The organism is Amycolatopsis sp. SID8362 (assembly GCF_010550475.1).
GTDB lineage: Bacteria > Actinomycetota > Actinomycetes > Mycobacteriales > Pseudonocardiaceae > Amycolatopsis > Amycolatopsis eburnea.
This window is the reverse complement of the sequence record NZ_JAAGNB010001660.1, coordinates 1-10,892: the sequence shown is the minus strand read 5'-3', so window position 1 is coordinate 10,892 and position 10,892 is coordinate 1. Positions and strand designations below refer to the sequence as shown.

The 10,892-nt window shown below is 71.5% G+C and carries 8 protein-coding genes and 1 pseudogene; 4 read left to right on the top strand and 5 right to left on the bottom strand.

Annotated elements, in window-relative coordinates:
- The 4 genes and pseudogenes from G3I65_RS51005 to G3I65_RS50990 all read right to left on the bottom strand — a co-directional run.
- Positions 1-263, bottom strand: a pseudogene (locus G3I65_RS51005) (short-chain dehydrogenase); the annotation flags it as partial.
- Complete coding sequence (locus tag G3I65_RS51000; protein ID WP_160703136.1) at positions 260-3,193, bottom strand: FAD-binding and (Fe-S)-binding domain-containing protein; 2,934 nt, start codon at positions 3,191-3,193, stop codon at positions 260-262. The pseudogene G3I65_RS51005 and the gene G3I65_RS51000, both read right to left, overlap by 4 nt.
- A gap of 13 nt (positions 3,194-3,206) precedes the next feature.
- Positions 3,207-4,295: an enolase C-terminal domain-like protein gene (locus G3I65_RS50995; protein ID WP_160703134.1), complete on the bottom strand. Its 1,089-nt coding sequence runs from the start codon at positions 4,293-4,295 to the stop codon at positions 3,207-3,209.
- The gene (locus tag G3I65_RS50990; RefSeq protein ID WP_160703132.1) at positions 4,295-6,088 is read right to left on the bottom strand and encodes a thiamine pyrophosphate-requiring protein; all 1,794 of its coding nucleotides are present in this window, start codon (positions 6,086-6,088) and stop codon (positions 4,295-4,297) included. Before G3I65_RS50990 ends, G3I65_RS50995 begins: the two co-directional genes overlap by 1 nt.
- 132 nt (positions 6,089-6,220) lie before the next feature.
- Between G3I65_RS50990 and G3I65_RS50985 the strand changes: the two genes are divergently transcribed.
- From G3I65_RS50985 to G3I65_RS50970, 4 genes are all read left to right on the top strand, one after another.
- Positions 6,221-6,634 carry a MarR family transcriptional regulator gene (locus G3I65_RS50985; RefSeq protein ID WP_309236076.1) on the top strand — a complete coding sequence of 138 codons (414 nt, stop codon included), beginning with the start codon at positions 6,221-6,223 and terminating at the stop codon, positions 6,632-6,634.
- Positions 6,635-6,697: 63 nt separating this feature from the next.
- On the top strand, positions 6,698-9,064 hold the full coding sequence (locus G3I65_RS50980; protein ID WP_160703130.1) for a molybdopterin-dependent oxidoreductase: 2,367 nt from the start codon (positions 6,698-6,700) through the stop codon (positions 9,062-9,064).
- Positions 9,061-9,543: a hypothetical protein gene (locus tag G3I65_RS50975; RefSeq protein ID WP_160703128.1), complete on the top strand. Its 483-nt coding sequence runs from the start codon at positions 9,061-9,063 to the stop codon at positions 9,541-9,543. The genes G3I65_RS50980 and G3I65_RS50975 overlap by 4 nt, the downstream gene beginning before the upstream one ends.
- A gap of 84 nt (positions 9,544-9,627) precedes the next feature.
- On the top strand, positions 9,628-10,491 hold the full coding sequence (locus tag G3I65_RS50970; RefSeq protein ID WP_160703126.1) for a manganese catalase family protein: 864 nt from the start codon (positions 9,628-9,630) through the stop codon (positions 10,489-10,491).
- 9 nt (positions 10,492-10,500) lie between these two features.
- On the opposite strand, the gene G3I65_RS50965 is transcribed toward G3I65_RS50970, so the two are convergent.
- Positions 10,501-10,892: helix-turn-helix transcriptional regulator (locus tag G3I65_RS50965; protein WP_160703124.1), on the bottom strand; the 392-nt coding region annotated here is incomplete at its 5' end.

Sequence of the window (10,892 nt, the reverse complement as noted above, 5' to 3'; positions counted from 1 at the left end):
GCGACGACCGCGTTCGCCGTCGCCGCCGCCCGCCACCGGGGCGAAACGGCGGCGAGGCCGAGCATGCTCACGCCGTGTGCGACGTCGGCGGTCCAGCCCCAGCGGGCGACGACACCGTCGGGGCGGCGCAGGGTGGCGGCCGCCTGGAGGAGATGGCGTGCGGCGAGCACCACGGCCACTTTCCGGGGTATCGGCAGCCGGCGTGACATGGCCAATACGCCGAGGCCCCACACGAGCCGCGCTTTGGCGACCGCGCTGGTCATCGCGGGCCTCCCTTGCCGAGCGCGAAGTCGAGGAGTTCGGCCAGGTGCACGCCTTCCCGGCCGCCGCTGTCCAGCTGGTGCAGCTGGGTGCGGCAGCTGAACCCGTCGGCGAGCACCGCCGTGCCCGGCTCGGCCGCGCGGACGCGGGGGAGCAGGACCCGCTCGGCGCACGCCTCGGAAACGCCCAGGTGCCCCTTCTCGAACCCGAAGTTCCCGGCCAGGCCGCAACAGCCGGAATCCAGGTGCTCGGCGTCGACACCGGCCGCCCTCAGCAGCTGCTCGTCGGCGTCCCAGCCGAGCACCGCGTGCTGGTGGCAGTGCACCTGGGCGATCGCCTTGACGTCGAGCCGCGGCGGGCGGTAGCCGGGGGAGTGCTCGGTGAGCAGCTCGGCGAAGGTGACCGTCTGCGCGCGCAGCCGCCGGACGTCCTGGTCGCCGGGGAACAGCTCGAACGCGTCCGAGCGGAACACCGCCGTGCAGCTGGGTTCCAGGCCCACGACGAGCCCGCCTTCGCGCAGGTGCGGGGCCAGCGCCCGGACGGTGCGGGTGAGGACGCGCTTGGCGGTACCGAGCTGTCCGGTGGAGATCCACGTGAGCCCGCAGCAGAGGGCCGCGGACGGCATCGCGACCCGCCAGCCGGCGTCTTCCATGACCCGCACCGCGGCCTGCCCGACGTGGGGGTGGAAGGAACCGGTGAACGTGTCCGGCCACAGCAGCACCGTGCCGCGGGCGCCGGTGCCGCGGGGCGGGCGGCGGGCGAACCACTGCTGCAGGGTTTCCCCGGCGAACAATGGGATTTCGCGGTTCTCGACGCCCGCGGCCAGCGTGGCCAGCCGGGCCAGGCCTGGGGTGTGCGTGAGGGCGTTGACCAGTTTTCCGGCGCGGAGCTTGCCGGCGAGCCGGGCGAAGGCAGGCAGCCAGCCCATCGTGAAGTCCGAGCGCGGCCGTCGCCACGGGCGGCCTTCGTAGTGGTGGGACAGGAACTCCGCCTTGTACGTCGCCATGTCCACATTGGCCGGACAGTCGGTCTTGCACCCCTTGCAGGACAGGCAGAGGTCGAGCGCGTCGCGGACCTCGGTGGAGCGCCAGCCGTTGTCGACCGGGCTGTCGCCGTGCCCGTCGAGCATCTCGAACAGCAGCCGCGCCCGCCCCCGCGTGGAGTGTTCCTCCTCGCCGGTCACCTGGTACGACGGGCACATCACCTCGCCGCCGTTCGTGGTGTGCTGGCGGCAGCGGCCGACGCCGACGCAGCGGTTGGCGGCCTGCGCGAACGAACCGCCGTCGTCGGGGAACCGGAAGCGCAGGTCCTGCGGGTCCGCGGGCGCCCAGCCGCCGCCGAGGCGCAGGTGCTCGTCGAGCCGGGCCGGGGCGACGACCTTGCCGGGGTTCATCCGGTTGCCCGGGTCGAAGACGGCCTTGAGCCTGCCGAACGCGGTGACGACGTCGTCGCCGAACATCTTCGGCAGCAGCTCGCCCCGCGACTGCCCGTCGCCGTGCTCGCCCGAGAAGGAACCACCGAACGACGCGACGAGGTCGGCCGCGCGTTCCATGAACCGGCGGTAGGTGGCGACGCCGTCGGCGCTGTAGAGGTCGAACGGGATCCGGGTGTGCACGCAGCCCTGGCCGAAGTGCCCGTACAGGCTCGGCCCGGTCTCGCTCGCGTAGCCGAACTCCTCGTACAGTGCCGTCAGCTTCCGCAGGTACTCGCCGAGCCGGTCGGGCGCGACGGCGGAGTCCTCCCAGCCTTCGAAGGTGTCGGCCTTGCCCGGGACGTGCGCGGTCGCGCCGAGCCCGGCTTCGCGGACCTGCCACAGCTCGTTTTCGCGCTCGGGGTCGTCCAGGAACTCGACGTCGGCTTCGTGCTCCGTGTCGTGCAGCGCCGCGAGCATCCGCCGGGCCTGGTCGTCGACCTCTTCGGTGCTCCGCCCGGCGAACTGCACCATCAGGAACGCGCGGCCTTCGGGGAGCTCGCCGAGGGCTCGCGGGTTCATCTCCTTGATCTGCTGGTCGCGGATCAGCTTGTGGTCGACGCCTTCCAGCGCGACCGGCTCGTGCGGCAGGATCGACGGCACGGCCTCGGCGGCCGTCGCGATGTCGGGGTAGCCGAGCACGACGAGCGTCCGCTCGGGCAGCACGGGCACCAGTTCCAGCTCGGCCCGCAGCACGGTGACCAAAGTGGACTCCGACCCGACCAGCAGGCCGGCGACGTCGAAATCGTGTTCGGGCAGCAGGGAATCGAGGTTGTAGCCCGACACCCGGCGCGGGATGTCCGGGAACCGGCGGCGGATCTCGCCGGCGTACTCGTCGCGCAGCCGGCGCAGCTGCCGGTAGATGGCCGCCCGCTTGTCGCCGTGCCGTTCGATTTCGGCGTACTCCTCGTCGCTGGTTTCGCCGCACCAGAAGCGGGTGCCGTCGTAGGTGAGGACTTCGAGGCGTTTGACGTTGTCGACGACCTTGCCGGTCCGCTGGGCGGTGGCGCCGCAGGAGTTGTTGCCGATCATGCCGCCGAGCGTGCAGTTCATGTGCGTGGCCGGTTCCGGCCCGAACCGCAGTTTCGTGTCGGCCAGCTTCCGGTTCAGCACGTCGAGGACGATCCCGGGCTGGACCACGCAGGTGCGGGCGGCCGCGTCGACGGACTCCAGTTCGGTGCAGTACTTGGAGAAGTCGAGCACCACGGCGGTGTTGGTGCACTGGCCGGCGAGGCTGGTGCCGCCGCCGCGGGACAGGACCGGCGCGCCGAACTCCCGCGCGACGGCGATCGCGGCGACGGCGTCTTCCGGGGTGCGGGGGAGCACGACGCCGATGGGGACCTGGCGGAAGTTCGACGCGTCGGTCGAGTACGCGGCCCGGGTGCCGCGGTCGAAGCGGACTTCGCCGGCCACCGCTTCCCGCAGCGCCCCGGCGAGCGCGCCGGCGTCGAGGTCTGCCATCGCTGGTCCTCCTTCAGAGTGCGTATTCGGCGGCGGCTTCGGGCCGGAAGGTCAGGCCGTGCCCGGGAACGGACATCGACGGCGTGACGGTGCCGCCCGCCGGGTCGAGGCAGCCGTCGAAGAGGGCTCGTTCGATCCGGTCGTGGTCGGCGAACCATTCGATGTGCCGGAAGTTCGGCGTCGCCACGGCGGCGTGCGCGGACAGGTTCGGCGCGCAGTGCGCGGAGACGTCGCGGTTGGCCGCCGCGGCGACGGCAGCCGCCCGGGCCCAGTCGGTGTACCCGCCGCAGCGGGTGACGTCGACCTGCAAGCAGTCCACGACCGGCACCATGCGCGCGAAGTAGGGCAGGTCGTAGCCGTACTCGCCGGCCGCGACGTCCGGGCCACCGGGGAAGCGGACGGCCGCCAGCCCGGGGAGGTCGTCGCTCGAAACCGGCTCCTCGAACCAGGTGACACCCCATTCCAGCAGCCGTTCGGCGACCCGGCGGGCCTGGCCGGGCGAGTAGGCGCCGTTGGCGTCCACGAAGATCTCGACGTCGTCGCCGACCTTGTCCCGGGTGATCGTGACCCGGTCCAGGTCACGGGACACGCGCGTGCCCCAGGACTCGCCGATCTTGATCTTCACGCGGGGGAGGCGCTGCCGGCGCACCCAGTGGTCCAGCTGCGCGATCAGTTCGCCGTCGCTGAGGGTGGTGAAGCCGCCGCTGCCGTACACGGCGACCTCGTCGTGGACCCGCCCGAGCAGCCGGCTGACCGGCAGTTCGAGCAAGCGCGCGGCGGCGTCCCACAACGCGATGTCGACGGCGGACAGCGCACACGAAACCAAACCGGCGCGGCCGAGGTTGCGGATGGCGCGCTGCATCGCCGTCCAGCACGCGGGGACGTCGAGCACCGGGCGGCCGCGCACGACCGGGCCGAGCGTGTCCTCGATCAGCGGCACGCAGGCGGCGTCGGCGTAGGTCCAGCCCAGCCCGGTGACGCCGCCCGCGTCGACGTGCACCACGACGATCGTGGTCGAGTCCCACGCCAGGGTCCCGTCCCCCTCGGGACCCGGGGTCGGCACCCGGTACGCGCGGGCGCCGACCCGGTCGACGGCGGGCATCAGTTCCTCTTGCCCGGCAGGAACTCCTGCAGCTTCGTCTTGACCCCCTGCGCGACGAGGTGGAACGCGTCGGGGTCACCCTTGAGCACCGCTTGCGCGGCGGACTTCACCTGCTCGAACGTCGCGTGCGGCGGGATCGGCGGCACCTCGGGGTCGCAGCGGACGTCCAGCACCGCCGGCTTGCCCGCGGACAGCGCGGTGTCCCACGCCGCGGCGAGCTGGTCCGGCTTGTCCACGGTGACGGCCGTCAGCCCGAGCGAGAGCGCGAAACCGGCGTAGTCGACGTCCGGCAGGCTCTGGGACTCCTCGAACTTCGGCGCGCCGCCCATCGCGCGCAGCTCCCAGGTGACCTGGTTGAGGTCGTTGTTGTGGAAGACGCAGATCACGCACGTCGGGTCGGTCCACAGGCTCTGGTAGCGGGCGATGGTGATCAGCTCGGCGAGGCCGTTCATCTGCATGGCGCCGTCGCCGACGAGGGCGATCACCGGCCGGTCCGGGTGGGCGAACTTCGCGCCGATGGCGTACGGCACGCCCGGGCCCATCGTGGCGAGGGTGCCCGACAGCGAGCCGCGGATTTCGCCGCGGATGCGCAGGTTGCGGGCGTACCAATTGGTGGAGGAGCCGGAGTCCGCGGTGACGATCGCGTTCTCCGGGATCCGCTTCGACAGCTCCGACACGACGAGCATCGGGTTCACCGGGTCGGCGTCGACGTCGGCTTCCTTGTCGATGGTGTCCCACCAGGACGAGACGTTCTTCTCGATCGTCTCGCGCCACGAGCGGTCCGGTTTGCTCGTCAGCCGGGGCAGGATGGCCCGGAGGGTGGCCGCGCTGTCGCCGACGAGGTTGACCTCGGTCGGGTAGCGCATCCCGATGAACCGGCCGTCCAGGTCGATCTGCACCGCGCGGGCCTGGCCGAAGTCCGGGAGGAACTGGCTGTACGGGAAGTTCGAGCCGACGATCAGCAGCGTGTCGCAGTCACGCATCAGCTCGTAGCTCGGCCGGGTGCCGAGCAGCCCGATCGCGCCGGTCACGTACGGCAGCTCGTCGGACAGGACGTCCTTGCCCAGCAGGGCTTTCGCCACGCCCGCCCCGGTGACCTCGGCGACCTGGCGGACTTCTTCGGCCGCGCCACGGGCGCCTTGCCCGACGAGGATGGCGACCTTCTCGCCGGCGTTGAGGACTTCGGCGGCCGCCTCGAGGTCGCGCTCGGCGGGCACCGGCGCCGGCCACGACGTGCTCGGCGGGCTGGACGGCACCTGCTTGAAGGCGTGTTTCGGCGCTTCGTACGGCTCTTCCTGCAGGTCGGCGGGGATGATCAGCGCGGTCGGGCAGCGGGAGGACTGCGCCGTGCGGATCGCCCGGTCGAGGGCGTTGGGCAGCTGCTCCGCGACGTTCACCTCGACGAGGTATTCGCTCGCCACGTCCTTGTAGAGCGCCTGCAGGTCGATTTCCTGCTGGTAGCTGCCACCCATCGCGCTGCGGGCCGTCTGGCCGACGATCGCGACGACCGGGACGTGGTCGAGCTTGGCGTCGTAGAGCCCGTTCAGCAGGTGGATGGCGCCGGGACCGGACGTGGCCATGCAGACGCCGACGTTCCCGCTGAACTTCGCGTAGCCGACCGCCGCGAAGGCGGCCATCTCCTCGTGCCGGGCTTGGACGAATCGCGGCTGGTTGTCCGCTTTGCCGAAGGAGGCGACGAGGCCGTTGATCCCGTCGCCGGGATAGGCGAACACCTGCTCCACACCCCATTCGCGCAAGCGCTGGAGCAGGTGGTCGCCGACTGTCTGGGCCATGGGAACTCCTTAGCCGGGTGTCGAGTGCCTTGGCGGATACCCCGTCCGCGCAAGCCGTACTCCGAATTCGCTGTACCCGCTCCCGGCGCCTAGCATGCTTGCGTGACGCAAAATCGTTCCGCGGATCACGGCGTGGCACCCGCGCTGGCGGTCCTGCGGGCGATGGTGGCGATCGCGGATTCGACCGTCGAGCACGCCACCGGGCAGCTGACGTTGACGCAGTTCCGCGCCTTGCGGGTGGTCAGCGAGCGGACCCCGGTGACGATGAGCCGCGTCGCCAGGGAGCTGGCGATGAACCCCTCGACCGTCACCCGGGCGTGTGACCGCCTGACCAGCCTCGAGCTGCTCCTGCGGGCACCGAACCCGCTCAACCGGCGCGAGACGCTTTTGGCGCCGACGGCGAAGGGGCGGCAGCTGGTCGGGCAGGTCGACGAGAACCGCACACGCGTGCTGGCCGGGGTGCTGGACCGGCTCGATGACGACGTCCGGGCTTCGGTGCTCACCGCGTTCGCCGACTTCGCCCGCGTCGCCACCCCGGACGCCTGACACTTGCGCCGGGCAAACGAGGCGTTTGCCGATCGCCCGCACGGGTACCCGCGCGTCAGCCGAATGGTGGGCGGGAGAGGAGCGATCGTGGCCGAACGGAACGGCGTCGACCAGCCGTGGGGTGCCCGGACGCCCTACGGCCCCGGTGAAGCGTGGCCGGTGCGGGTGGACAGCCACCTCGCCGGCGGGCTGGCGCCGGAGGACGTCGACCGCTGGGTCCGCACCGCCGCCGTGCTGCACTCCAACGGCGATGGTCTCGACCTCGCGGTCAAGGACGGCGCGATCGTCGGCGTGCGGGGCCGTGCCGACGACCGCGTCAACCGCGGGCGGGTGGACCCCAAAGACCTCTTCGGCTGGCAGGCCAACTCCTCGCCCGACCGGCTGACGACCCCGCTGGTCCGCCGCGACGGCGAGCTGGTCGAGGCGACCTGGGACGAGGCCATGGCGCTGGTCGCCGGGCGCAGCAAGGAGCTGCTCGACGAGCAGGGACCCAGCGCGATCGGCTTCTACACCAGCGGTCAGCTGTTCGCCGAGGAGTACTACACCCTCGCCGCGATCGCCCGCGCCGGTCTCGGCACGAACCACCTCGACGGCAACACCCGGCTCTGCACGGCCACCGCGGCCGCGGCGCTCAAGGAGTCCTTCGGCTGCGACGGCCAGCCCGCGTCCTACACCGACGTCGACCACGCCGACGTCATCGCGCTCTTCGGGCACAACGTCGCGGAAACGCAGTCGGTGCTGTGGTCGCGCGTGCTCGACCGGCTCGCCGGGCCGAACCCGCCCGCCATCCTGTGCGTCGACCCCCGTGAGACCCCGGTCGCCCGCGAGGCGACGCTGCACCTCGCCCCGCTGCCCGGCACCAACCTGGCGCTGATGAACGGTCTCCTGCACGAGATCATCGCGCACGACCGGGTCGACCACGAGTACGTCCGCCGGTGCACCGTCGGCTACGACGACCTGGAGAAGATGGTCGCGGACTACCCGCCGGACCGGGTCGCGGAGATCTGCGGGCTCGAAGCCGGCGAAATCACCGCCGCCGCCGAACTGCTGGGCTCGGCCGAGCGGCTGCTGTGCACCGTCCTGCAGGGGTTTTACCAGTCGCACCAGGCGAGTGCGGCGTCGGTGCAGGTCAACAACCTGGTCCTGCTGCGGGGAATGCTGGGCAAGCCCGGCGCGGGCGTCCTGCAGATGAACGGCCAGCCGACCGCGGAGAACACCCGCGAGTGCGGTGCCGACGGCGACCTGACCGGGTTCCGCAACTGGGCCAACGACGCGCACGTCGCCGAGCTGGCCGAGCTGTGGAACGTCGAGCCGATGACCATCCCGCACTACGGCCCGCCGACGCACCTGATGCAGCTGCTGCGTTACGCCGAAAACGGCACGCTGCGGTTCTTGTGGGTTTCGGCGACCAACCCGGCGGTTTCCCTGCCGGAGCTGCGGCGGATCCGGTCGATCCTGAGCCAGGACCGGCTTTTCCTCGTCGTCCAGGACGCCTTCCGCACGGAGACCGCCGAACTCGCCGACGTCGTGCTGCCGGCCGCGATCTGGGGCGAGAAGACCGGCACGTTCACCAACGCCGACCGGACCGTCCACCTGTCGGAGAAGGCCGTCGAACCACCCGGGCAGGCGCGGCCGGACCTGGACATCCTGCTCGACTACGCGCGCCGGATGGACTTCCGGGACAAGGACGGCGCGCCGCTGCCGTCCTGGCACGACGCCGAGTCGGCGTTCGAAGCGTGGAAGCGCGCGACGGCGGGACGGCCGTGCGACTACACCGGCCTGAGCTACGCGAAGCTCCGCGAGACCAGCGGCGTCCAATGGCCGTGCAACGAGGAGAACCCCGACGGCGCGGAGCGGCTTTACGCCGACGGGAAGTTCTTCGCCCAGCCCGGCTACTGCGAAAGCTACGGCCGCGACCTGATCACGGGCGCGCCGGTGGAGCCGGACGAGTACCGGGCGATTAACCCGGACGGCAAGGCGATGCTCAAGGCCGCCGAATACGTGCCACCGCACGAAAAGCCGGGGGAGGACCACCCGTTCGCGCTGATCACCGGCCGCACGATCCACCACTTCCACACCCGGACCAAGACGGCTCGCGCGCCGCAGCTGCAGGCCGCGGCCCCGGAGTCCTGGGTCGAAGTGTCCGATGTGGACGCCAAGCGGCTCGACCTCCACGACGGCGCGTTGGCGGAGATCACCACCCCGCGCGGGCGGGTGTTCGCCCGCGTGCGCGTCGGCGGGATCCGGGAAGGCGTGCTGTTCCTCCCGTTCCACTACGGCTACTTCGACACCGACGACCCCACCGGTGCTCAGGCCGACCGCGCCGCGAACGAGCTGACGATGACCGACTGGGACCCGGTGTCCAAGCAGCCGCTGTTCAAGACCGCCGCGGCCGCCATCCGGCCCGCGGCTTCCGGAGGTGCGCGGTGAAACTCGGGCTGGCGATCCGCGAACTGCACCGCTCGGAGACGGCGCTGGCCAGGGACCTGGTCAAGGTCGCCGACCGGCACGCCGCCGAGCACGAGATCCACCACGTCGCCCACGACCTGGCGCGCTGGTCGCGCGAGCACGTCCGCGACCTCGCCGAAGCGGCCCGCGGCTACGACGTCGAGCTGTCCGCGGAAGTCACCCCGCCGTCCGGGCCGCTGGAGGCGATCCGCGCCACGGTGGCCGAGCTGACCGGCCGCCGTCCCGAGCCGGGGCTGGTGCTGCTCGCGGACCTGCGGCGGCTGCACCGCAAGGCGGCCGGGGTGTCGCTGGACTGGGAGCTGCTGGCCCAGGGCGCCCAGGCGGTCAAGGACCCGGACCTGCTCGGGCTCGCCGGGCGTTGTCATCCGCGGACGTTGCGGCAGCTGAAGTGGACGAACGCGATGCTGAAGATCCTTTCGCCGCAGGTGCTGGCGAGCTGAGGGTTATCCGGCGGACGGCGGGGAAAGCCCCGACGGTCCCGCCGGGTTCCGGCCGGGATCCACCAGGCAGACGGAGGAGTCCCCGTGTTTCGTCACACGAAGTTGCTGCAGTTCGAAGCCAAGCCCGAGAAGCCCGACCCCGTCTACGCCCACAAGCTCCAGGAACTGATCGGCGGCGCCTTCGGCGAGATGACCGTCACGATGCAGTACCTGTTCCAGGGCTGGAACTGCCGCGTCGAAGGCAAGTACAAGGACCTGATCATGGACACCGCGACCGAGGAGATCGGGCACGTCGAAATGCTCGCCACCATGGTCGCCCGGCTGCTGGAAGGCGCACCCGCGACGGCGACCGCCGAGGCGGTGAAGGACCCGGTGATGGCCGCGATGATCGGCGGCATGGACGTCCAGCAGGCCATCGTCGCCGGCGGCGGCGCCCTGCCGGCGGACAGCAACGGCACGCCGTGGAACGGCAAGTACATCATCGCGTCCGGCAACCTCCTGGCCGACTTCCGGGCCAACGCCGCCGCCGAAGCGCAGGGGCGGCTGCAGACCGCGCGGTTGTACAACATGACCGACGACCCCGGCGTGAAGGCGATGCTGCAGTTCAACCTCGCCCGCGACACCGTGCACCAGAAGCAGTGGCTCGCGGCGATCGAGGAACTGGAGGCCGACGGCCTCGAGGCCGAAATCGTCCCGAACGCGTTGCTGGACGAGGAAGACCAGACCCACAACAACACCATCTGGGGCCTGTCCGACGGACCGGACGGCCCGAAGGGCGGCTGGAGCACCAAGGCCGGGATCGAGTACCTGACCGACCCGAAGCCGCTGGGCGGGCCGGGCACCGCGCCGAAGCCCGATCCCGCGCTGTACGGCACGTATTCGCCGTCGATGGACGCCGTCGGGAAGGTGAAGGGCAAGGCGAAGTCGGCCAAGAACAAGCTGAGCTGACCGGCCCGGTCAGTCCTCGGCGCCGTAGTGGGCGGCGAGCTCGGTCCGCGAGCGGACGCCGAGCTTCGCGTAGACGCGGGTGAGGTGGTACTGGACGGTTTTGCTCGACAGGAACAGTTCCGCCGCCACCTCCTTGTTCGACAGCCCCCGGGCGACGAGCCGGGTGACGGCTTCCTCCTGCGGGGTCAGCGTCGAGTCCGAACGGGCGAGGTGGACGCCGCCGGCTTTCAGCTCGCGGTCGCAGCGGTCCACGTACGTCGTCGCGCCCATCGCCGCGAAGCCGTCGCGGGCGGCGGTGAGCGCGACGTCGGCGCGGGCGCGGCGGCCGAGGCGGCGCAGGGTCTGGCCGTAGCCGAAGCTGATCCGGGCGTGGTCGTAGCGCGCGGGCAGGGTGCTGATCA

What these genes read in the sequence shown, in the direction of transcription:
- G3I65_RS50980 (WP_160703130.1), top strand. Translation starts at nt 6,698, where the DNA reads ATGGTGGGCGGGAGAGGAGCGATCGTGGCCGAACGGAACGGCGTCGAC.
- G3I65_RS50995 (WP_160703134.1), bottom strand. Translation starts at nt 4,295, where the DNA reads ATGCCCGCCGTCGACCGGGTCGGCGCCCGCGCGTACCGGGTGCCGACC.
- G3I65_RS50990 (WP_160703132.1), bottom strand. Translation starts at nt 6,088, where the DNA reads ATGGCCCAGACAGTCGGCGACCACCTGCTCCAGCGCTTGCGCGAATGG.
- G3I65_RS51000 (WP_160703136.1), bottom strand. Translation starts at nt 3,193, where the DNA reads ATGGCAGACCTCGACGCCGGCGCGCTCGCCGGGGCGCTGCGGGAAGCG.